The following is a 22888-nucleotide window of genomic DNA, read 5'->3' as shown; positions in this document are numbered from 1 at the left end:
AAGCCTCAGTATTTGAGGCTTTCTTTTTTACAGGCTATTTTATGCAATACGGTATTCCCGTCGAATTTCAGCTTGCTCTTGTCTTTAAACGTTACGTTGCCTTTTCCGTCATCGGTGATGTCACCGTAACCTTCGGTCAACGTGTCGCCTTTTTTCAGGAAAGCCACTTCACGCTGTGAGGTTTGTCCTTCAGCTGAAAAAATATAATTGGCAAATAGCGTATCGCCCTGCATTTTCCCGCTGATGGAGCCGTCGCTTTTGTCCTTTTCAAAAAAATTATACGTCAGTTTTCCGGATGGCACCTCACTTCCCTTGTAATCAATGCTTAAGGTGATCGTGTCTTTTTTTAACACTGCCTGAAAGCATTCCGTATTTGACACGGCTTCTTCAGGAACAGGCAACGGTGTAATTTCTTCAATGACTTTTTCTTCTTTTTTACAGCTGACAATGGCCAACAAAACTGCTGCGAATAAAATCTTTTTCATTATGTGAATTTTTTGATTACTTATAAATTTAGGGAAAATAAATTAGAAAATTTCCTTAAAATAAAAAAAACCGCCGATATGCCGACGGTTTTTTTTTTATTCCTAAATGTATGTCTAATTATCACATTTTCTAATTTACGAAACATCCACAGTCCTTTCACCCGCCAGTTTCAAATAAGTACCATTAGTCAATTTCTCTCTTACAGCTTCAAAAGCATCAAGGGTTTCCGTGATATCACGCAAGGTATGAGAAGACGTAGGGATCATCCTCAACAAAATAATACCTTTCGGGATTACCGGATAAACAACGATTGAAAGGAAAATATGGTAGTTCTCACGCAAATCATTCACCAGCATCATCGCTTCAGGAATACTTCCGTTCAGATACACAGGCGTTACACAGGTATTCGTATCACCAATATCAAAGCCCCTTTCCTTCAAACCGTTCTGCAACGCATTTACGTTCTCCCAAAGCTTGTCCTTCAGTTCCGGCATGGTACGCAACATACGAAGCCTTTTCAAAGAACCGATCGTCTGTATCATCGGCAGCGCCTTCGCAAACATCTGTGAACGCAAATTGTATTTCAGGTAATCGATAATTGCCTTATCTGCAGCAACGAATGCCCCGATATTCGCCATCGATTTGGCGAAAGTCGAAAAGTACACATCAATCCCGTCCTGCACGCCCTGCTCCTCACCTGCTCCGGCACCGGTCTTGCCCAAAGTACCAAAACCATGTGCATCATCAACAAGCAGACGGAAATTATATTTCTTCTTAAATTCAACAATTTCTTTCAATTTTCCCTGCTGCCCACGCATCCCGAAAACACCTTCCGTAATAAAAAGGATGCCGCCTCCGGTCTCTTCGGCCATTTTCGTAGCACGCTGCAGGTTTTTCTCCATACTCTCCACATCGTTGTGGCGGTACGTAAAACGCTTGCCCATGTGAAGACGGACACCGTCTATAATGCACGCATGCGAGTCCACATCATACACAATAATATCATTCTTGGTCACCAAAGCGTCAATAGTCGACACCATACCCTGGTACCCGAAATTCAGCAGGTAAGCCGATTCCTTCATTACAAATTCAGCCAGTTCACGCTCCAGTTCCTCATGTGCAGTCGTCTGTCCGCTCATCATACGCGCTCCCATCGGATACGCTGCACCGTATTGCGTCGCCGCATCAATATCGGCCTGGCGCACTTCCGGATGGTTTGCCAGTCCCAAATAGTCATTAATACTCCAATTCAGGATTTCCTTTCCGTGGAACTGCATGCGCGGCCCCAATTCGCCTTCGAGTTTCGGGAACACATAATAGCCTTCCGCCTGTGATGCCCATTTGCCTAAAGGGCCTTTGTTGTCCTGTATCCTTTCGAATAAATCTTTTACCATAATCTGTCAGTTTCGGGCTCCGTTCCCGCTTTGTTTCGCGTGCAAAAATAAAGATTTATAGGATAAAAAAAGGGCATTATTTGTTTTTTATTTCAGGAGCTTATTCCCGCTCTTCGCTACTATCTTTTTGTTTTTAAAGAAAAAACAAAAAGGATATCCGCTGCGATCGGGGCTAGCACCGACTTCAATTCATGATCTTTCTAAATGCACTGGCGGGGCCTGCCCCCCCTTTCAATTCTGCAAATCCGGGGGCGGGCATGCGTGCCCCTGCAAAAATTCATTATATTTACACAAAAAGAAATAAATGCCTCTTACCAATAATAAAGAACTGCGCCTCGCAGTACTCATCGATGCCGACAACGTACCCTACAGCAATGTCAAGGGCATGATGGAAGAAATAGCCAAATACGGCACCCCAACCACAAAACGCATCTACGCCGACTGGACCCGCCCAAACGCCGCAGGCTGGAAGAATGTACTATTAGACCATGCTATTACGCCTGTGCAACAATATAGCTACACACAGGGAAAAAACTCGTCGGATTCCGCTTTGATTATTGATGCCATGGATTTACTTTATACAGACAAAGTAGATGGTTTTTGTATCGTGTCTAGCGACTCCGATTTCACCCGACTGGCCATCCGACTGCGCGAATCCGGGATGACCGTAATCGGAATCGGGGAAAAGAAAACCCCGCCTTCTCTGATTGCCGCCTGCGATAAATTTATCTATCTTGAAGTACTCGAAGGGGCAGTGCAGAAAAAAGCATCCAAAAGGATTGCCGCGACTGCCGTGAAAAAAAATGTGGTTAAACCGGTAGAAAAAGTTTCAGAAAAAGCTCCCGAGAAACCTATCGTTAAGATTTCAGGGAAACAAGCACCAAAAGCTCTTGAAAAGATTGAGGAAATTCCTGTCTCCACGCCAGCGCCTGTTGTACATTCCGATGCCACGATCGATGAAGAGACCATCCAGCTTATAGAATCCAGTATTGACGACATCTGCGATGATGACGGCTGGGCATTCCTTGGCGATGTCGGAAACCTGATTGTCCGTAAAAAACCGGAATTCGATCCGAGGAATTTCGGATTCAACAAACTCACTCCCATGCTTAAATCACTGTCGGATATCCTCGAAATTGACGAAAGGGAATCCGATAAAAGAGGGATTAAGCACGTATTTGTACGGTTGAGGCTGGGGTAATTATATCGCTGTGGCCCTGAACATTTCCCTTTTCCCGGGAGGGCCAGCCAATTTTTCGACATGGAAACCCGCTTCCTGCATATTTTTTTTGATGATACCACGCGCTGCATATGTAACCAGCGTTCCGCCAAGTTTTAAGGCCTTATGCATTTTTTGAAAAATCTCCAGGCTCCACAATTCCGGTTGTACACGAAATCCGAATGCATCGAAATAAATTAAATCGAAAACATTCACATCTTCAATTTCATGGAAGAATTGCTTTCTCTTGGTCAAGGAAAATAAATCTGATATCATCGTTTTTTCTTCCCAGGCCGATTCGTGCATCTTTTCAAAGATATTCGAAAAATCATCCGCCTGAAGTTCGGAAACATAATTCATCGACAACACTTCATCAGCAGAAATAGGATAAGCTTCCACGCCGGTGTAATCAATCTGCTGTTTATGTTTTTCAGATTCCAGGAACGTGATAAACGCATTAAGACCCGTACCAAAACCGATTTCCAAAACAGAAACGGACTTCCCTTCAAATAAGGAAAGTCCGTTTTTTATGAATACATGGTAAGCTTCCTGTATGGCACCGTGTTTGGAGTGATATGATTCCTCCCATTCCGGTAAATGTATGGTCGTAGAGCCATCGGAAGTCCTGATGATTTCGCGTTTCACTATTCTATGTAAAGCTTCTTAATCCTTGGAATCGGGCCGCCGCATTTTACCTTATGGCATTGGATGCAGGCATCAATCCCTTTATTAAAATGGGCTTTGGCATTTTTAGGATCCTTATAAATCTGCTCTTGTGCCGAAATGAAATTTGCCGCCTGCTTTTTAAAGAAATCGTCGTTTTCCTTATCGTCAGACATGACCGCTTTATGAATCTTCAAAAAATGGTTCGGGAATTCCCCGATTTTCTCGCCCTTTTGTATACGTACCTTAAGGTTTTGATTGTCGATGTACATCTGCTCCATCAGCAAAGACATTTCAGACATCGTGTACATCTCAAATTTCTTTTTGCCTTTTGAATCATTTTTTATAGAGGTACAGGATTCTTTTTTCACCACTGCTTTCTCCTGCTTTTTTTCACAGGAAAACAACAATAGAGAAACGCTTAAAAACAGGAAAACCCTTTTCATTATTGCTCAATTAACACACCGTCCGCTGTAAAAGCATAAGTGATTTTAGGCTGAGTGATTTTGTCGATTTCTTCCTGGGATTTGCCGCCGTCTTTTGCATAATGCTTCAGTTCATCAACAGAAACCACATCAAGGAATGCTTTTCCACTTACGATCGCTTCAGAATTATCAGCATTCAAGGGCACGAAAAAACCGTAATCCTTAAATCTTACGAAAGATTCTTTTGAATTCGGTAATTCCATCGACATCCAGCAGCCTTTCTTTTTACAAACATCGGTAATCTTCGAACGGAATTTTACATTGATGGTATCCCCTTTTTTCAAACTGGCATATTTCTTCATCATTTGTGCCTGAGTCAGCGCTTTTTCAGCCGAAATCTTGCTTCCGAAAGTGGCATACTGCACTTTAATCTCTTTTCCCTCTTCAGGTTTTACGACAATTTTTTCTTCAGCCGGAGCGGCTTCTGTAACAGTCTCTTCAACAGGCAAAACTGCTGTAGCAATGGTATCCTTCTTCAAAGTATCAGCTGGCGTTTCCGTTACAGGATCTGCGGCAGGTGCTTTTTTTTCCTCTTTACAAGCTGAAAAAAACAGGAGTGCGCTTGCTAAAATGGCTATGTTTTTCATATTTATTAAGGTAAATTTTTCTGTGGGCAAAAATAATGAGTTTATTTCAGGAAACTTACAATAATTATTGATTTTCTTCAAAATGCATCCAAATATCCAATAAATTAAGACAGCCTGCATCGATTATTGAAAAGTGAAAATTATTTGTTGCTGTCCATAAAAACATGTTAATTTTTTCTAATTTAGCCGAACATAAATTCTTATCGGCAGATTTTTATTAATGCAATACAACAAACTGTATTTCAATTATTTAAAACCGATTCTAATCTTTAAAAACAATCTTGATGAGTTTAAATAACACTCACGAAATCGATATAGTCAAGACTTCTTCGTCTAAAATCAACAGTGTGGATTTTGAAACCCTTAGTTTCGGAAGCACCTTTACAGATCACATGCTGGTTTGTGATTTCAGGGAAGGGAAATGGGGCAAGCCTGTCATTAAGCCTTATGAACCGTTTTTGCTTGATCCATCGGCAAAAGTATTTCATTATGGACAGGCCATTTTTGAAGGAATGAAAGCCTATAAAGACGATAATGACGAAGTGTGGTTGTTCCGTCCGGACCAGAACCTCGATCGTTTCAACAAATCAGCCGTGAGGATGGCCATGCCTGAAGTCGATGACTGGATTTTCCTTGAAGGTTTGAAACAACTTGTAGATATCGAACGCGACTGGGTAAAGAAAGGACTTGGAAATACGCTTTATATCAGGCCGTTTATGATTGCGATTGGCAGCGGTGTAATTGCTGCGCCGTCAACGCAATATCGTTTTATGATCATCATGTCTCCGGCAAAATCATATTATTCAGGTGAAGTAAAAGTAATTATTGCTGAGCATTTCAGCCGTGCTGCCAATGGCGGTATCGGTGCAGCGAAAGCCGCCGGAAATTATTCAGCACAATTTTACCCGACAAAACTGGCCAACGAAAAAGGCTTCCAGCAAATCATCTGGACGGATGATGCGACACACACTAAACTTGAGGAAGCTGGCACGATGAACGTATTTTTCCGAATCAACGATACATTATTTACTGCTCCGGTAAGTGAAAGGATCCTGGACGGTGTCACCCGTAAAAGCTTAATCGCTTTGGCACAGCATGAAGGCATCAAGGTAGAGGAACGCTCGGTTTATGTGGATGAAATTATCAATGCCGCAAAAGACGGCTCCTTAAAAGAAATTTTTGGTGCCGGTACCGCCGCAGTGGTAAACCCGATTGTAGGGTTTTCATACCAGGACACTTACTATGAGCTTCCAAAACTGGAAAACTCGATTGCACTGCAATTGAAGGACAAGCTGACTAAGGTTCAGTATAATATGGCTGAGGATAGTTTTGGGTGGACGGTGAAAGTGTGATTTCAGGATTGTAAGATTTTAAGATAAAACCCGGAAATTTATAACTTCCGGGTTTATTATTTGAAATTGATTGTGTCTTTAATCTTAAAGTCTTACAGTCTTATAATCCAATTATTTATCCCAAAATTCCCGAAAAATCCGGCTTAAAGTAATTCGGCCCTTTCATCACCTTCCCGTCTTCGCGGTAAACGGGTTTTCCGTCGGCACCGAGTTTGCTCATATTGCTGCGCTGGATTTCATCAAAAACCTGCTCAATTTTATCCTGCAGGCCATGTTCGATAATGGTGCCGCAAAGGATGTAAAGCATATCGCCTAAAGCATCGGCTACTTCTCTAAGGTCATTATTGCGGGCAGCTTCGAGGTATTCTTCGTTTTCTTCTTTCATTAAATTGAACCTGAGCATGTTCTTGGCTTCGCCTAAATCGGCGCGAGGGATTTCGCTGTAACCGATTTCGAAAGCGGTATGGAATTCCTTTACCGAATTGATTCTTTTCTGCATAATGATGGTATTAAATGTTATTGCAAAATAACAATCACCGCTATAAAAAAATGTACTTTTGCCGGAAACTTATCAACTATGTTACTACAAATCCAGGCCACAAAACCAGCGCCGATGTTTTCGCAGGGGCAGCTTATCTTTGCGGTATGTTTTTTCGCTGTTTTTGTTATTGCAATGGTATACGCTTACAGGAAAGATATTGCGCTGCACCGTACTTTTTATAAAGGGAATTATAAGATTCTGATCGGATTCCTGCTGTTTATCGGTTTGTTGTTTGTTATTAAGATTTACCTGAAACATTAATTTATTGCGATTTCGCAAATCCCGTAACGTAAAAAATAAAAATCCCCGCCGAAGCAGGGATTTTTTATTCACAAGCACTTACTGCCTACTGAGACTGCGACTGAAAACTAGTTCTCCTCTGGCAGGAACCCAAAGTTTTTACTGTAATACAACATCTGTTCCGCAAATGATTTCGGCTGCGTCACTTCAATCGAGATGATTTTTCCGTCCTCCATTTTCGGTACCAAAACCGGATTGATGAAACCGCTGTAAGGTGCAGATTTGAATCTTTCGTTTCTTTTCAAAACTTCAGCATGCAATTTTTGGTCTACTTTCACACCATAATTTTCCACCAGAGCTTTTCCGGCTTTGAAATCGCCTTCTGATTTGATACGCTGTGTTTCTTTTAATAACTCGCCAAACAATTCATGCAGTTTTTCATAATTTGTAATGTTATAATACGTCTTACCGTTGCGCGTCAGTTTCTCAATCACATTGTCCTTTTTCCCTTTTTCAAAAACCCAGGCGCTTACCCATTGACGGTTCCTCATGTGGGCTTCTTCAATATCTGCACCCGGCTCAAGGCGGATCAATTGGGTCATCAGTCCGTTGCGGATGTAATTGTCATAAGCCGCAATTCCGACTTGCTTCCAATTGTCAACCAAGCCCAGTTCCTGCAATTTCGGATTGTATAAATAATATAATCCTACAAGATCGGCACGGCCTTCTTCCAGAGTGGAAGCATAAGCTTTCAGTGTTTCTTTCGGCGTGCCAACACCTTTATTGATCTGGCCCGAAGCATGACCGACGACTTCATGCAGCGCCGTGTGGAGTTTGTCGGCCAGTTCACCGTATTTGATCTCATTGTCGATTTCGGCCTGGTCGTTCGCAAATTCCTTTAGTTTGTCCGTACCGCCTGCATTATTATAAGAATCGACTATATTTCCAAGTGACACCGACTTAGATCCAAAATCAGCACGGATCCAATCTGCATTGGGAAGGTTCACACCGATGGGCGTACTTGGCGAGGAATCGCCCGATTCTCCTGCAACAATCACGGTTTTATAGGAAACCCCGACTACATTTTTCTTTTTATGTGCAGGCATTAACGGCGAATTGTCTTCAAACCATTGCGCGTTTTTGGAAATTTTTTCCATCTTCGCCGACATGTCGAAATCCTTGATCTGCACCACGCCTTCATAAGAACCGCGGTAGCCCAGCGGGTCGTTGTAAACTTCAACAAAGCCGCTGATGTAATCGATATTGCCTTCTGTAGCCTGTAGCCAGGCAATGTTGTAATCATCCCATTTCTTTAAATCACCGGTCCTGTAAAAATCAATCAGCAAACCAAGTGCATCAGCTTGCTTTTTGTTTTCTGCAACACCTTTCGCCTTTTCCAGCCAGTAAATGATTTTATCGATTGCGGCACCATACATCCCGCCGCTTTTATATACTTTTTCTTCCAGTTTGCCTGCAGCATTGCGGATCAATTTAGAATTCAATCCGTAAGACAACGGACGGTCTTTATCGGCTGGGACCATTTTTTTGTAAAATTCGGCCACTTCAGCTTCAGTGATGCCTTTGTCATAAAGGTTCACTGCCGATCCTGCGATGAGTCCTTTGGTCTCATCGAGGTTTACTTTCTTGGCATCTTTATCGTTGAAAAGCACGTCTACGATTTCCGGCGCCAAAGTCGTTTTCGTGTCTGTCATCAATTGCTCCAGATACGCTTTATCAAAATCCGGCTTGATTTTATCCATCGAATAATGGTGGTGGATTCCGTTTGAAAACCATACCCTTTTCAGGTAAATCTCGAAGTTCTTCCAGTTGTCGGCATTTTTATCGCCTTTGTAATTCTGGTAAATATTCTCGAGTGCCTTACGGATTTTCAGGTTGTCCTTATAATTCTGGTCCCAGTAAATATCCCGTCCAGCAAGTCCGGCCTGCGTTAGATAATACACCAATTCCTGTTCCTTCAGCGTCAGGTCTTCCCAACCCGGAATCTGGTAACGCAGCACTTTAATATCTGCAAACTGTTCTGCTACATATTCGAATTTACCGTCGGTTTTTTTCGCCTCCGCAGATTTGGTCTTATCTTTCTGGCACGAAACAGCCATGGAAGCGGCAACACAAGAGACTACAAATGTCCTTATTTTCATTATTAAATGATTTTTAGTTGATTCTTTATTGAAAGCAAATATAATGATTTCCTGTTAGGACAGACAGGATTGTAAGACCGCTGCGCTTGGGGACTGTAAGAACTGTTATGTCTTAAAATCTTACCGCCTTACAGTCTTAAAATCCCAAATCAGAAAATCTAAATCTTTTTAATTAACTTTACCTCACATAACCCCTGATCATGAGAATCCTTAAATATATTTTTCTGCTGATCCTGCTCGCCGTTATCGCCATTACAGTGTATGTGGCTACGCAGAAAAGCGAATTCGAGATCACACGCTCTGTTGTGGTCAAAGTCCCGAGAAGCATTGTGTATAATTATGTAAACGACTACAGGAATTGGGAAGACTGGGGTTCGTGGAAAGAAGGTGACGCTTCAATGAAATTCAATTATGCTGAAAATACCGTGGGAGCGGGGGCTTCCTATTCGTGGGATGGCAGCAGTGACGGTAAGATGACGACTATTTTTGCAAAGCAGAACGACAGTATTGCGCAAAAAGCGAAGGTTTCAGACCATCAATACAATTCCTATTTCATTTTCAAAGATACTGCCGGTGGTACGAAAGTCACGTGGAAAGCCAAAGGCTCGGTTGATTTTATGACCAAAGTAAACGCTACTTTTTCCGGCGGTGCAGATAAACTGATGGGCGATATGTTCGAGCAAAGCCTTTACAACCTGAATAAAACGATTACGAAGGAAATCAACACTTTTGACGTAAAAATAAACGGCATCGTAAAACAACCTGGGGGATTCTATGTAAGGAAACGCATTGTATGCCTCAAAAGTGAAATGCTCGGACAATTGCATTTACAATTACCCAAAATCATCCAGTTTTTTAAAAAAACAAATATGCAGATGAATGGGAAGCCATTTGTGATCTTCGACAATGCGGATAGTGATACCGTACGTTTTTCTATATGCGGACCGCTGAAGGAAGAAATTTTCGTGTCAAAGGAAAGCGATATCAGCGTACAGTTCCTTGACTCTTTCAGCGCACTGAAAACAACACTTACCGGAGATTATTCACATCGGAATGATGCGAGGAGTAAAGGACTGAAGCATTTCAACGAGAACAAGATGGAACGCGGTTCGAGCCGTGAAATCGAGATCTATGAAATCAGCGCGCTCGACAACCGTCATCCGTCAAAATGGAAAACCGCTTTTCTGATCCCCGTAAAGACAGCCCCGGCAATTGCTCCTGTTTATGTAACGCCTCCGACTATACCGGTCGAATAGAAAGCGCTATTTCAATAAATGCCTGATGACCGTTTCTGCGGCATATAATCCAAAAAGCCCCGGCATGTAGCTGTTCGTTCCGTAAAAAGATTTCTTGTAATTTTTGCCGTCGGTTTTACGCAGGCTGTTTTGTTGCTGAATTTCTGATGAATATACGACTTTAATCCCTTTATCAATTTTCACCTGGCGCAGCCTTTTCTTAATCGTTTTGGCCAAAAAGCAATTTTCGGTTTTGCTGATGTCGGCTACTTTTACTTTCGAAGCCAATGACTTCCCTCCTGCTCCCATGCTGCTGATGACCTTGATCTTCTTTCTTTTGGCGGCAATCAGCAGATTCAGTTTTGGCGTGACGCTGTCGATGCAATCCAATACATAATCAAATTCCGGAGACACCATTTCAAAGGCACGTTCGGGCGAAAGGAATTCGGTGAGGCGCGTCAGTTGCAATTCGGGATTGATATCCATCAGACGGTCGCCCACGACTTCCGTTTTGAGTTTTCCAACTGTGGAATGCAGCGCTGGGAGCTGTCTGTTGATGTTTGTAATATCCACCACGTCGCCATCAACGATGGTCATCTTGCCGACACCGGCACGCGCTATAAATTCGGCCGCAAAAGATCCTACACCGCCCAACCCTACAACGAGTATATTGGCATTTTTCAATTTTTCAAGACCTTCTGTTGTGAATAACAATTCGGCGCGTTCTGTCCACTCAGCCATATATTTTGAATTATGAATTACGAATTACGGGTTTGCTGAAAGACTTCAATAAAACTCTTATTTAAGATTTCCTGAAGCGTTTCGGTTTCAATTCCTTTTGCTTTTGCCGCTACGGCGTAAACCTGCTCAATCCCTTCTTCGATCGTATCGGTTTCCAGAAAAAACCTGTCATTTGGCACGGCTGCAAAAACCGCCGCAAGTTCGGGATTCCTGAGCAGATATTTTCCGAAAGAAATGTAAAATCCGTTGTCGAGCAGGCTTCTGGCCACCTGGATGTTTTTTGAAAATCCGTGGATGATCATCGGTATGGAAATCCCAAGCTTGTTTTTCAGTTCAATCACTTCCTGGAAAGCGGCAACACAGTGGATGATGACGGGTTTTTTATATTTTTCAGCCAAAAGCAATTGGGCTTCAAAAACCGGGATTTGCTTTTCCAAAGGCGTTTCTATACGCTTGTCAAGACCACATTCCCCAATGGCAAGGCAATGGCTATCTGTGAGCTTGGTTTCAATGAAATGGAGTTGCGTAACGACATCAGCCGCTTCAATCCGCCATGGATGGATCCCGATGGAATAAAGTGGGATATTTTCATCAAACTCATCCGGATACTGGTTCACGAGCTCAACAACACCCGAATCTGTAAAGTGATGTGTATGGAGATTGAAAAACATCAGTCGTGAAACTTTTTTACACCCGCTTTTATGGCCACATCCAGTGTGTTTTCACGTGGTGTAACGGGGCAGGAATAAACAGGATTGTAAGCACAATAAGGATTGTAGGCACGGTTGAAATCAATAACGATCGTGTCGCCTTCAGGAATCCTCAGGTCGATATACCTGCCGCCGCCGTAACTTTCTTCGCCTGAGGTCAGGTCCAGAAAAGGCAGGAAAAGGTAGTTTTTGTATTGCTCGGTTTTCGAAAGATCGATGTTTCGGTAAATGTTCAGTTTGCATTGCTTTCCATCGAGGGTAAATGCCGCTTCGCCATACTTCACATACATTGGCGTTCGGCTGGTAGATGTCATTCCGAAAGGCTTTTCACCTTCAGTCCTGGTAAATTTCGCTGTTACAAAATATTTGCCATCAACCGGAAAAAAATCCAGCCCTTTAAACTGGAGCCGGTCTTTTGCGGTAAGCGGGCTTTCCTTTTTATCTGCATATTCCCTGTCGAGGTTTTTCTGGTAGGCGACCGAAGAATCCTTAACAAAAACACGTTGGCCAAATGCACAGGAAGCCATCAAAAATAACATACAGCAGGCAATATTTCTCATCGTTGGAATTTTCACAAAAATAAATAAATCATGTGAGAAATGCCTGTGTGACGGTTTAAAAATCATCGTGCATTCCGTACCTTTACGCCAATACCAAAAACAAATGCTGCGAAAAGGTTTAGAGCGTTACTTCAACAATTTCAAGGGCTTCACGCGCGAAGTCTGGATTCTCACCATCATTACTTTCATCAACAGGGCAGGCACAATGGTACTGCCTTTCCTTTCGAAATACCTGAAGGAAAACCTGCATTTTACTTATGCACAGGTGGGCTGGATTATGGTGGCATTCGGACTTGGATCGATGTTGGGATCTTTTCTTGGAGGTAAACTATCAGATAAGATAGGGTTTTACAGAATCATGATTTTCAGTTTGTTTACCAGTGGAATGTTATTTTTCGTTCTGCAATATATCACCAGCTTTTGGGGATTGTGCATCGGTATGTTTACTATTATGACTATTGCCGATATGTTTCGTCCGGCTATGTTTGTCTCGCTTGGCACCTATGCAAAGCCTGAAAATCGTGCTCGGGCATTTACTTTGGTCCGCCTGGCAATTAACCTTGGTTTTGCCGCCGGGCCAGCTTTGGGTGGGTTGATTATCATGAATATTGGATACCAGGGACTGTTTTGGGTTGACGGAGCGACGTGTGTTATAGCGATTTCAGCATTTGCATTGTTGGTAAAGGAAAAGAAAAAGTCGGCTTTTACGGATAAGGAACATCCCGGCGAAGTTTTTGCCGATTCGATTTTCAGGGACCGGATTTTCTGGGCATTCCTGTTTGTGAGTTTTTCCACGGCGATGATTTTCTTCCAGATATTTTCCACTTTGCCGCTATATCATCATGAGCAATACGGTTTGACTGAGTTACAGACCGGGCTTCTGATGACCTTAAACGGGTTCCTGATCTTCCTTTTGGAAATGCCCATCGTAAGCTATTTTGAAAGAAAGAATGTGCATAAGATCAAATTGATCCTTTGGGGTTCGGTGATGATGGCAACAGGTTTTTTTGCTTTGCTTTGGAATGTATGGGTTGGCGTGCTTGTCATCAACATCCTTTTCATCACTTTCGGGGAGATGTTTATTTTCCCATTCTCCAATTCATTTGCATTAAGCCGTGCGCCTAAAGGACATGAGGGGCGTTATATGGCTTTGTTTACGATGAGTTTCAGCCTTGCGCACATTGGCAGTTCCAAACTCGGTATGGTGGTCATTGATTTTTACGGATACCAGGCCAATTGGATTTTTATGGGAACATTAGGCATCATGGCTGTTTTCTGTTGTGCTTACCTACAGAAGCTACTGAAGCTGGAAGCTGCCTGATACTTTTTGCAATTCCTGTTTATTGCGCAGCTGTTTTTCAAAACTTATTTTCTTATTCCCAAAGCAGTTTTCCTCTTCTGCTAAAGTGCTTATTTACAAATATTAAAATAATTAACTAACTAATTAGTTTTATAACTAAATAATTAGTTATATTTGTTTCAAAGAAAACCAATATGCAGAAGTTAACCACAAAAGAAGAAGAAATCATGCAGGCGCTCTGGAAGCTTGAAAAAGGTTTCATTAAGGAAATCATGGCCGAGATTCCCGGAGAGCAGCATTACAACACGCTTTCCACATTCGTCAGGATACTGGAGGACAAAGGTTTTGTCGCGCACCATTCCTTTGGGAAAACATATCAATATTACCCATTGGTTTCGAAAGAGGAATACAAGAAGAAATCGATGAATGTCACGATTGAGAATTATTTCAACAGCTCTTATAAAAATATGGTCTCCTTTTTTGCAAAAGAAAATAAGATTACTGCCGAAGAGCTCCGGGAGATTTTGGAAATGGTGGAACGCGAAAATAAAAAAGACTGATTATGGACCTACTGATCACATACACCCTGAAGTCTGCCGGCCTGCTCCTGTTCTTTTCAATTGCATATCATGTGTTGTTGCGAAAAGAGACTTTCTTCCGTGCGAACCGTTTTTTTCTGTTAAGCGGATTGTTGGTTTCGATAGTTTTACCATGGATTACTTATACTAAAATAGTTTGGATGGAAGCCATTGCGATGCCTGTCCAAAACACAGCGAAACCGATGATTATGGATTCCCAGTCAATTGTCCCGCAAACCCATGAACCCATCAACTGGCTTATGATTATTGGTGTAATATATGCGGTGGGCGCTTTATTTTTTATCGGGCAGTTTGCTTTAGATTATCGACAGTTACGGAAGGTATTGAAGGAAAATTTAATACGCAGCGAAGGAAAATTCCGCATTGTGGAAACGAGGGAAGACCTCTCCCCTTTTTCGTATTTCAATTATATTGTTTACAATCCCGCGCATTACACGGCAACAGAGTCAGCACATATCCTTGAGCACGAAAAGACACACTGCCGGCAATACCATTCGATAGATATGATGTTTATGAGGCTTTTGTGCATCTTGTTCTGGTTCAATCCCATCATTTGGCTGTATAAAAAGCAACTCGTCCAGAACCTCGAATTCATAGCCGATGCGGAAGCCAACCGCCTGATTACAGACCGGAAAAATTACCAAATCACGTTATTAAAAGTGACTGCCAGGGAAAACTGCCTGTCATTTACCAATCCTTTTTATCAATCATTAATCAAAAAACGAATTATTATGTTAAACAAAAAACAATCCAGGAGCAGTAATTTATTGAAGTACGGAGTCGCAATTCCGGCATTGTTGCTATTCATGCTGCAGTTTCAGGTGAAAGTCATAGCGCAGACCAAGCAACCGAAAGTGATGACAAACGATCCCAAAGTGTCAAAAATCGAAATTCATGTGGACGCCGCTTCCGCAGAAAAAGACCTGAACGAAATGACTGCGTTCTTTAAAGATGAATTCGGTGCCACCCTGCAGTTTTCAGAATACAAAGCAAATGCGCTTAAACAAATTACCGGACTGAAGGTAACGCTTAAAAACAGGTACGGCATCACTAAAAAATATGAAGTGTCCGGAAAGATGCCTATTGACCCTTTTACGATTTATGTAGATGTTGCGCCGGACGGCAAAGAAGATTTTGGTTTCAGTACTGCAACAAAAAATAGCAATGGTTTAGTGATTCATAATCCCGGGCGCGAGGAAGACAGCATTTATGCTACACCTATCCGTAAAGAAGCGCAATCTGCGACTGATTTGTTATCCGAAAATAAACAGCAACGCGCCAATGCGAATAAACAAATGCTTTACATTATCAACGGAAAAGATTATTATCCCGACATGATAAAGGACCAGGTGATCACGACTTCCGAATTTATTGAGCAATTGTCGCCTGAAGAAGGATTGAAACGGTATGGACGGAAAGGAAAAGACGGCGTGCTCATCTTCCACGGCACCTCTGCTTTCAATAAAAAAGGAAAAGAAGAACCGAATAAGATATCGGCTCCAACCACCATAACGCTCGAGAATGGTGACGAAGCCGTCTTTTTCAGCAAATCAAAAATGAAAGTTCCTGGCGCTGCATCAGTCGATTTTACAGACAGTAACCTTGTACTTATTATTAATGGCGTAAGGTATGATGATGCAAACGAAACCATGGAAGGCCTCGATCTCCGAAGGGTTAAATCCATACAGATTGTCGAGTCCGCAAATCCTGATGACAAAGACAATAAAAACACAAAAGTACTGATGCAACTTAAATAATGACAAAACGCCGGACATATATCCGGCGTTTTTTATTTCTTTTTCGGTGCAGCTTTTGGCGTCGCAACATTTACAAACTTCTGCTGTGCCGCATCATATGTCATCCTGTTTTCCTGTGTTTTGTTCTTCAGCACGAGATCTCCTTCCGGTGTAATGGTAAGTTCAAAACCTTCCCGGCGCATTTTCTGCTGGGTTTCGGAAACGGTTTGATTTTTATCGAGATATACGATCTCACTGACTTTAGTAGTAATCTGGCTGTTTACGATAATCTGCTTTTTGGCCGCCACATCCCAGATTTCAGTGAAGGTCGTCAGCGCTTCCTCGTTTTTCAATTTCGTTTCTGACACATTTTTCTGCGTCCAGCTTATAGCGTGTAAGGACACGCCTTTGGCTTTGAACGGCGTAATCTTCGCATCCATAGGCAAAGTCTTAGCGGCATCAAACCGCCGGCTAAATAACGAATCTTTTGCTTTGCCATTGCTTACAAAGACCACGAAACTACCTTTGAGGATTTCGGCAGTCAGGTTGTCGGCTTTCGCCAAAACATTAGCGGCTTTAGCAACAGGTTTTGCAGCGGCTTTCTTTTTCTGTGCATTTGCTGAAACCGTAAACAATGTCAACATCAACAACAAGGCAATCTTTTTCATAGCGTATTTTTTTTAATCTTCCCGAATTTACGAAAAAATATAAACGGAAGACCGAACATCATATTGGTTTAATACCATAAAAAAAAGCGCGGCATTTGTTTCCCGCGCTTTCTATCTTAAAGTCTTACAGTCTTAAAATCCTGCAGCTTACTTCACTTCCTCATAATCAACATCCTGTACATTGTCCGCAGCTTCACCTTGTGGCTCCGCGTTTGGTTGTGCCTGGCCTTGTTGATCGCCTTGGGCATACATGGCTTCAGTGGCAGTTTTCCACGCAGCGTTGATGTTGTCAAGACCTTTCTGGATAGCTTCTAAATCCTGATTCTGGTGTGCCATCCTCAATTCGGTTAAAGCATATTCGATAGCCGTTTTGTGCTCGTCAGATAATTTATCGCCAAGCTCTTTCAACTGACTTTCAGTCTGGAAAATCATTCCATCGGCTTCGTTCAGTTTTTCAATCCTTTCTTTGGCTACTTTATCCGCGTCAGCATTGGCTTCAGCATCTTTTTTCATCCTTTCGATTTCTTCCTGTGTCAAGCCTGAAGATGCCTCGATACGGATGTCGTGTGATTTTCCTGTTCCTTTATCAGTTGCAGAAACTTTGATGATACCATTGGCATCGATATCAAAAGTCACTTCAATCTGCGGAACACCTCTTGGCGCAGGCGGGATACCGTCTAAGTGGAAGCGCCCGATGGTTTTGTTATCAGCAGCCATGGCACGTTCTCCCTGCAACACGTGGATTTCAACACTAGGCTGTGAATCAGCTGCGGTAGAGAACACCTGGGATTTTTTAGTTGGAATGGTGGTGTTTGATTCAATTAATTTCGTCAAAACCCCGCCCATAGTTTCAATACCCAATGATAACGGCGTTACGTCCAGAAGCAATACATCTTTAACATCGCCTGACAATACACCGCCCTGGATTGCAGCTCCGATCGCCACAACCTCATCAGGGTTTACGCCTTTAGAGGCTTTCTTTCCGAAGAACTTCTCTACTTCTTCCTGAATACGTGGAATACGTGTAGAACCTCCGACAAGGATTACCTCATCGATATCTTTAGTAGACAAACCAGCATCTTTCAACGCTTTTGCAACCGGTTCCATAGAACGTTTTACCAATGAATCTGCCAATTGCTCAAATTTAGCACGTGACAGTTTTTTCACCAGGTGCTTAGGTCCTGATGCCGTAGCGGTCACATAAGGCAGGTTGATTTCAGTTTCAGCAGAAGAGGACAATTCGATTTTCGCTTTTTCAGCCGCTTCTTTCAAACGTTGCAATGACATTGGGTCCTGACGCAGATCGATACCTTCTTCCGATTTGAATTCGTCAGCAAGCCAATCAATTACGACCTGGTCGAAATCGTCTCCACCAAGGTGCGTGTCACCATTTGTAGACAATACTTCGAAAACGCCATCACCCAATTCCAGGATCGAGATATCGAAAGTACCTCCACCCAAATCGTAAACCGCAATCTTCTGATCCTGTCCTTTTTTGTCCAGACCATAAGCCAAAGCTGCTGCAGTAGGCTCGTTGATGATACGCATTACTTTCAAACCTGCAATCTCACCAGCTTCTTTTGTAGCCTGGCGCTGTGCATCGTTAAAGTAAGCAGGAACAGTAATTACCGCTTCTGAAACGGTCTGCCCCAAATAATCCTCAGCGGTCTTTTTCATTTTCTGCAACGTCATTGCTGACAATTCCTGTGCAGTATACAAACGGCCGTCAATGTCCACACGTGGTGTATTGTTATCGCCTTTCACTACTGAATAAGGAACTCTTTTCGCCTCATCCTGAGTTTCAGAGAATGTGTGTCCCATGAAACGCTTGATTGAAGCAATCGTTTTTGTCGGGTTGGTCACCGCCTGTCTTTTGGCAGGATCACCCACTTTAATTTCACCGCCTTCTACGAATCCGATAATGGACGGCGTTGTTCTTTTTCCTTCTGAGTTAGGGATTACTACCGCTTCGTTACCTTCCATTACAGATACGCAAGAGTTCGTTGTTCCTAAATCAATTCCGATTATTTTACCCATTTTTTTATTTGTTTTAAATTTTATGTGAGTTTGCATTTTTGAACTTGACCCGTATATAACAATCTTTATGCCATGATAAAAATGGTCTGAAAATTGTCAGTTGGATTGACAAAATATGACAACATGACATTTTGGGTGCAGGATACAAAGCGCAGGGCACAGATATTTTTAGGAGCAATTTCCCGCTGTCCGCTGTATCTTTTACCGGCTAAAGGAGCCGGAAAAAGGATGCCGCTTCCATCGGGGCTAGGGATTTGTCGTACTTCGCGCGGGTACTTTCAAATTGAAGATAACGACCGAAACCAAAATCAATCCATAAGACAATCCCTGCATCAAATTTACTTCTTCTTTAAAATAGAAGAAGGCCAGCAGGAAATTAATCATCGGATTGATGTACATTAATATCCCGACCCGTGAGGAATCCATACCTTTCAATGCATAAAGGTTTAAGAATAACGGGATAATTGTAAAGAACACCGCAATGATTCCAATCAGTAAATAAAATAAAAATTCCGTCGGCAACGGCCCGCCATATTTCGGAAATAAGGGCAATAATAATATGGCCGTGATCATAATCTGCAAACTCAAAACGACCAGGCGGTCAAAATGGTTGTATTTTCTTTGGATAATGAGATACAATGCAAATGTGAGTGCTATGACCAGGCTGTACAGTAAATCCTTTAAACTTCCGTAGGACAAAAGGGCACAACTGATGACGCTTAAGCCAATCGCCGCCCATTGCATGTTATTCAGTTTTTCCTTTAAGATAAAGAAGGCAAGGATCGTGGTTAAAATCGGGCAGATCAAATACGCAAATGAAGCCGATTTCAAACTCACGTGATTGATGGCATAAATAAAGATAAACCAGTTTGCCGTGAGCAGCATTCCGCCGGCAACGGTCATAAAAGCCAAAGTTTTCTTTTGCCTTCCGCCCATCGCTTTCCAGATCTGCCAATCCTTCTTCAACACTTCGCGCCGGAAAATCAAATTAATCCCCAGCAACAATGCTACCGAATAGAAAATCCGATAAAACAAAATGTCCATCGACGGATAATCATGTAAGGGTTTTAGCACTAGGCTGAAAAATCCCCAGATTATAAAAGCAGTCAGTGCCGAAGCGTAATATCTATTGAAGCGCATAACGTAAATTCTGCGGCAAAGGTAATGCAGTATATCCCTACATCGGACAGCGATATATTGAAATAATGAAAATAGCCAAGTCAATTTATAATCAGCGCAGTCCTCAGCCAGTTTCGAAAAGTCGGTTTGCAATCTACTCTTTTAAATAGCGGTTTCAAACGTTTTCGTTTATATTTGCGTAGTTAACATCATTTTGCCATGGAAGAATGTATTTCGGTTTTTGATATGCTTAAGATAGGCGTTGGCCCATCCAGTTCACATACACTTGGCCCTTGGCGCGCCGCAGAAAGATTCCTCGCGGAACTCCGTACTGAAGGAATTCTCGATGAAACCGAACGCGTCAAAGTGGATCTTTACGGTTCGCTTTCGCTTACCGGTAAAGGACATGCTACTGATCTCGCCGTAATGCTCGGGCTCAGCGGACAGGACCCTGAATACATTCCGGTGGAAAATATTTCCGGCATCATCAAATCGATTGAGGATCATCACGAGATCCATCTTGGCAGTGAACACAACATCCCGTTCTGGTTCCTGCAGGACATCGTCTTCAACAAGAACTTCCTGCCTTTCCATGCCAATGGATTAATGTTTACGGCTTTTCTCAATGATGGCAGCGAATATATTTCCACATTTTATTCTATTGGTGGCGGATTTGTAGTCAAGGAAGACCGCCCGAACGCAAAAAAGAAAATGGAGATCAAGTGCGCTTTCCCTTTTCCGATACAAAATGCAGAAGAATTGCTGATTTATACCCAACAGCAAAACCGCAGCATTTCCGAAATCGTCTATGAGAACGAAAAATCGATGCGCAGTGAAGAAGACATCCACAAAGAACTCCTGCGCATATGGCATACTATGCTCGAATGCATGTACATTGGCTGTCATTCGGAAGGTATATTACCGGGCGGACTCAACGTACGTCGCCGCGCGTTCGACATGCACCAGAATCTGATCGGGCTGGCCAATTACAGCAATCCGCAGGAATGGCTTGAATCGATACGCAAAACCGAAGTCAAATTCCGCCAGATCCTGAAATGGGTCAGCTGTTTCGCACTCGCCGTCAATGAAGTCAATGCCGCTTTAGGACGTGTCGTCACAGCACCTACAAACGGCAGTGCGGGCGTCATCCCTGCTGTATTGATGTATTATCTCGTCATTGAAAACCACGACGCCGGGGAAAAGGAAATCAAGCAGTTCCTGATGGTGGCCGGAGAAATCGGCAGCATCTTCAAGAAAGGGGCTACCATATCCGCTGCTATGGGCGGCTGCCAAGCCGAAATCGGGGTGTCGTCGGCTATGGCGGCAGCGGCATTAACCGAAGTCATGGGCGGCACGCCGGAACAGGTTTTAATGGCCGCAGAGATTGCGATGGAACACCACCTCGGACTGACCTGCGACCCCATCGGTGGATTGGTCCAGATTCCTTGTATTGAAAGAAATACCATGGGCGCCATCAAGGCCATAAACGCCGCCGAACTGGCCATGGAAACCGATGCAAAGAACGCCAAGGTTCCTTTGGATAAAGTCATCAACACGATGTGGCAGACGGCTAAAGACATGAACTCAAAATATAAGGAAACTTCTGAAGGTGGATTGGCAATCGCTGTGAATATGGCGGATTGTTAAAACGCTTCGCTTCAGAAACGGCTGCGCCTTTGGACACGCTTCGCTTTAGATTTTGTCTGTAGCGAAGTGTCTTTGTGGCGCAACATGTCTCATTACAACCTAAAATTCACTGCCAAAGTTATTCCGGCTTCGTCCCTCACCAAATCCGGACGCCAATTGCCAACCGGGGTATCAACCCAGCCATCCGGGGATGTTGTGCCGCCATGTCCTGCAAAATAAGGCTTGTCGGATTTGCGGTAACGCGCTTCAAGGCGGAAAGTCACAAAATCCGAGGGCATAATATCAAAAGTGATGGTGCCCTGATAAATGGTTAAATCCTGGCTGGAGTCATTCGCAATAGCATCAGTGAAATCGTTCGGCGTGACCGGAGATGGCGAAAACGCAAGATAGAGCCCGGGATTCTTTACAAAATCCCCGCGTAATGTGACCGCGAATTTATTTTTGTAAAACCACAACCGGTTGCTTAACGAAGCGCCTGTCATATATTGTGCAGAAGCCTTTACCCCTGCCCCTTGCTGGAATCCATAATGGGTATTTAAACTGAATGCCCCCTGAGAAATTCCCTCGCTCCGTGCATCCTTATAATAACGCATAACAATACTATTGTCATGGTGGAACCGGTTTACCGAAGTCCGGCTGTCGTTGCCGTAATAGAAATTGGCAACCAGTTGCAGGTTTTCGTTCGGGCGGTAATAATTTGAGTTCCCCACTCCGATGCTTTTATTCCATGAGTTATAGGATTGCCAACCGTTGAGCAGCCACAATTCGGTTTTGAAATGCTTTGACGGAAAAGCCTGCAGTCGCGCCCCTGAAAAGTAAAACGGCGTAAAATCGCACACCATCGAGCGCTGGTACGACCAGTTTTCCTGTGTTATATAGCTCTCCAGCCCAATATAACTCATGAAGATACCCATCTCCACATTCACTCCGTGCCAGGTATTAAAGTGATATCCTGCAGCCGCTTCGCGGATGTTCTTCAAGTTATCGATTGACGTATTCCTTCCATGCGCAACGGTAGCATCAAGATCCTGTATGATAGAACCCATCTGCCCATACTGCAGCCAGAGCCGTCCGATGATGTTCTTATAATTGGTTTCAATGCCAATACTGGCAAGGTTTAAGGTAAACTCATTATTGCGCCCGATCGAGGATGAAATCGTATGGGTATTATCGATTGGGTTTCGGAGGTCATAATTGATGTATGTATCGAGGTAAGCAACGCCGGTGAGGATGGTTTCGCCGGATCCGTCCTTTAATGTCAAAGGGAAATCGGTCTGCCGGTTTTGCCCATTGATCCAGGATAAATCCATGTTCTGGAAAGGGATTTTTACGGTTGTGGAATCGCTTTGTGCCGAAAGGCTAAGTGTGAGTGCTGTTAATGCAGCGATCAATAGTGTTTTCATAATTGTT

General features: G+C 43.0%; 22 protein-coding genes. 8 read left to right on the top strand and 14 right to left on the bottom strand.

Features of this window, described 5'->3' with window-relative positions:
* Positions 1–5 precede the first annotated feature (5 nt).
* Positions 6–485 (bottom strand): hypothetical protein, encoded by a 480-nt coding sequence (locus HYN49_RS10910; protein ID WP_108904147.1) that lies wholly within the window; start codon positions 483–485, stop codon positions 6–8.
* Between the two features lie 135 nt (positions 486–620).
* Positions 621–1880 (bottom strand): aminotransferase class I/II-fold pyridoxal phosphate-dependent enzyme, encoded by a 1260-nt coding sequence (locus HYN49_RS10905; protein ID WP_108904146.1) that lies wholly within the window; start codon positions 1878–1880, stop codon positions 621–623.
* A 304-nt stretch (positions 1881–2184) separates the two neighbouring features.
* Here HYN49_RS10905 and HYN49_RS10900 point away from each other — a divergent pair, with 304 nt between their 5' ends.
* Complete coding sequence (locus HYN49_RS10900) at positions 2185–3081, top strand: NYN domain-containing protein (RefSeq protein WP_108904145.1); 897 nt, start codon at positions 2185–2187, stop codon at positions 3079–3081.
* Here the strand turns inward: HYN49_RS10900 and mnmD are convergent, their stop codons facing one another.
* The 3 genes from mnmD to HYN49_RS15250 are packed head-to-tail and all read right to left on the bottom strand — an operon-like array spanning position 3082 to position 4834.
* The gene (gene mnmD / locus HYN49_RS10895; RefSeq protein ID WP_108904144.1) at positions 3082–3744 is read right to left on the bottom strand and encodes a tRNA (5-methylaminomethyl-2-thiouridine)(34)-methyltransferase MnmD; all 663 of its coding nucleotides are present in this window, start codon (positions 3742–3744) and stop codon (positions 3082–3084) included.
* Positions 3744–4208 (bottom strand): hypothetical protein, encoded by a 465-nt coding sequence (locus HYN49_RS10890; protein WP_108904143.1) that lies wholly within the window; start codon positions 4206–4208, stop codon positions 3744–3746. Before HYN49_RS10890 ends, mnmD begins: the two co-directional genes overlap by 1 nt.
* Positions 4208–4834 (bottom strand): DUF4920 domain-containing protein, encoded by a 627-nt coding sequence (locus HYN49_RS15250; protein ID WP_245892163.1) that lies wholly within the window; start codon positions 4832–4834, stop codon positions 4208–4210. Before HYN49_RS15250 ends, HYN49_RS10890 begins: the two co-directional genes overlap by 1 nt.
* 284 nt (positions 4835–5118) lie before the next feature.
* On the opposite strand from HYN49_RS15250, the gene HYN49_RS10880 reads away from it, so the two are divergent.
* Positions 5119–6186: a branched-chain amino acid aminotransferase gene (locus HYN49_RS10880; RefSeq protein ID WP_108904142.1), complete on the top strand. Its 1068-nt coding sequence runs from the start codon at positions 5119–5121 to the stop codon at positions 6184–6186.
* A gap of 115 nt (positions 6187–6301) precedes the next feature.
* Here the strand turns inward: HYN49_RS10880 and HYN49_RS10875 are convergent, their stop codons facing one another.
* Positions 6302–6685, bottom strand: a complete 384-nt coding sequence (locus tag HYN49_RS10875) for a pyrophosphohydrolase domain-containing protein (protein ID WP_108904141.1) — start codon at positions 6683–6685, stop codon at positions 6302–6304.
* Positions 6686–6799: 114 nt separating this feature from the next.
* On the opposite strand from HYN49_RS10875, the gene HYN49_RS10870 reads away from it, so the two are divergent.
* Positions 6800–6988 carry a hypothetical protein gene (locus HYN49_RS10870; RefSeq protein ID WP_108905037.1) on the top strand — a complete coding sequence of 63 codons (189 nt, stop codon included), beginning with the start codon at positions 6800–6802 and terminating at the stop codon, positions 6986–6988.
* 107 nt (positions 6989–7095) lie between these two features.
* Here HYN49_RS10870 and HYN49_RS10865 read toward each other — a convergent pair whose 3' ends face one another.
* Positions 7096–9126, bottom strand: a complete 2031-nt coding sequence (locus HYN49_RS10865) for a dipeptidyl-peptidase 3 family protein (RefSeq protein WP_108904140.1) — start codon at positions 9124–9126, stop codon at positions 7096–7098.
* Positions 9127–9326: 200 nt separating this feature from the next.
* On the opposite strand from HYN49_RS10865, the gene HYN49_RS10860 reads away from it, so the two are divergent.
* Entirely contained in the window at positions 9327–10382 is a 1056-nt protein-coding gene (locus HYN49_RS10860; RefSeq protein WP_108904139.1) for an SRPBCC family protein, read from the top strand.
* 6 nt (positions 10383–10388) lie between these two features.
* On the opposite strand, the gene HYN49_RS10855 is transcribed toward HYN49_RS10860, so the two are convergent.
* From HYN49_RS10855 to HYN49_RS10845, 3 genes are read right to left on the bottom strand one after another with little or no spacing between them, the layout of a single operon-like run.
* The gene (locus tag HYN49_RS10855; protein WP_108904138.1) at positions 10389–11102 is read right to left on the bottom strand and encodes a tRNA threonylcarbamoyladenosine dehydratase; all 714 of its coding nucleotides are present in this window, start codon (positions 11100–11102) and stop codon (positions 10389–10391) included.
* Between the two features lie 17 nt (positions 11103–11119).
* Positions 11120–11776: a TatD family hydrolase gene (locus HYN49_RS10850; protein WP_108904137.1), complete on the bottom strand. Its 657-nt coding sequence runs from the start codon at positions 11774–11776 to the stop codon at positions 11120–11122.
* On the bottom strand, positions 11773–12372 hold the full coding sequence (locus HYN49_RS10845) for a DUF1684 domain-containing protein (protein ID WP_108905036.1): 600 nt from the start codon (positions 12370–12372) through the stop codon (positions 11773–11775). The genes HYN49_RS10850 and HYN49_RS10845 overlap by 4 nt, the downstream gene beginning before the upstream one ends.
* Positions 12373–12475: 103 nt before the next feature.
* Here HYN49_RS10845 and HYN49_RS10840 point away from each other — a divergent pair, with 103 nt between their 5' ends.
* From HYN49_RS10840 to HYN49_RS10830, 3 genes are all read left to right on the top strand, one after another.
* Complete coding sequence (locus tag HYN49_RS10840; protein WP_108904136.1) at positions 12476–13693, top strand: MDR family MFS transporter; 1218 nt, start codon at positions 12476–12478, stop codon at positions 13691–13693.
* Positions 13694–13866: 173 nt separating this feature from the next.
* Entirely contained in the window at positions 13867–14232 is a 366-nt protein-coding gene (locus HYN49_RS10835) for a BlaI/MecI/CopY family transcriptional regulator (protein WP_108904135.1), read from the top strand.
* Between the two features lie 2 nt (positions 14233–14234).
* Complete coding sequence (locus HYN49_RS10830) at positions 14235–16028, top strand: M56 family metallopeptidase (RefSeq protein WP_108904134.1); 1794 nt, start codon at positions 14235–14237, stop codon at positions 16026–16028.
* Between the two features lie 32 nt (positions 16029–16060).
* Here the strand turns inward: HYN49_RS10830 and HYN49_RS10825 are convergent, their stop codons facing one another.
* The 3 genes from HYN49_RS10825 to HYN49_RS10815 all read right to left on the bottom strand — a co-directional run bounded on the left by HYN49_RS10825 (position 16061) and on the right by HYN49_RS10815 (position 19852).
* Positions 16061–16675, bottom strand: coding sequence for a hypothetical protein (locus tag HYN49_RS10825; RefSeq protein ID WP_108904133.1), 615 nt, complete (start codon positions 16673–16675; stop codon positions 16061–16063).
* Positions 16676–16822: 147 nt separating this feature from the next.
* Positions 16823–18712, bottom strand: coding sequence for a molecular chaperone DnaK (dnaK, locus tag HYN49_RS10820; protein WP_108904132.1), 1890 nt, complete (start codon positions 18710–18712; stop codon positions 16823–16825).
* Positions 18713–18958: 246 nt separating this feature from the next.
* Complete coding sequence (locus HYN49_RS10815) at positions 18959–19852, bottom strand: EamA family transporter (RefSeq protein ID WP_108904131.1); 894 nt, start codon at positions 19850–19852, stop codon at positions 18959–18961.
* 198 nt (positions 19853–20050) lie between these two features.
* On the opposite strand from HYN49_RS10815, the gene HYN49_RS10810 reads away from it, so the two are divergent.
* The gene (locus HYN49_RS10810; RefSeq protein WP_108904130.1) at positions 20051–21478 is read left to right on the top strand and encodes an L-serine ammonia-lyase; all 1428 of its coding nucleotides are present in this window, start codon (positions 20051–20053) and stop codon (positions 21476–21478) included.
* 92 nt (positions 21479–21570) lie between these two features.
* Here HYN49_RS10810 and HYN49_RS10805 read toward each other — a convergent pair whose 3' ends face one another.
* Positions 21571–22881 (bottom strand): outer membrane beta-barrel protein, encoded by a 1311-nt coding sequence (locus tag HYN49_RS10805; protein ID WP_108904129.1) that lies wholly within the window; start codon positions 22879–22881, stop codon positions 21571–21573.
* Positions 22882–22888 lie beyond the last annotated feature (7 nt).

Origin of the sequence: Flavobacterium pallidum (genome assembly GCF_003097535.1) — a bacterium.
Taxonomy (GTDB): Bacteria; Bacteroidota; Bacteroidia; order Flavobacteriales; family Flavobacteriaceae; genus Flavobacterium; species Flavobacterium pallidum.
Note: the sequence above shows the minus strand (reverse complement) of the source record. Positions and strands in the feature narration are given on the sequence as shown.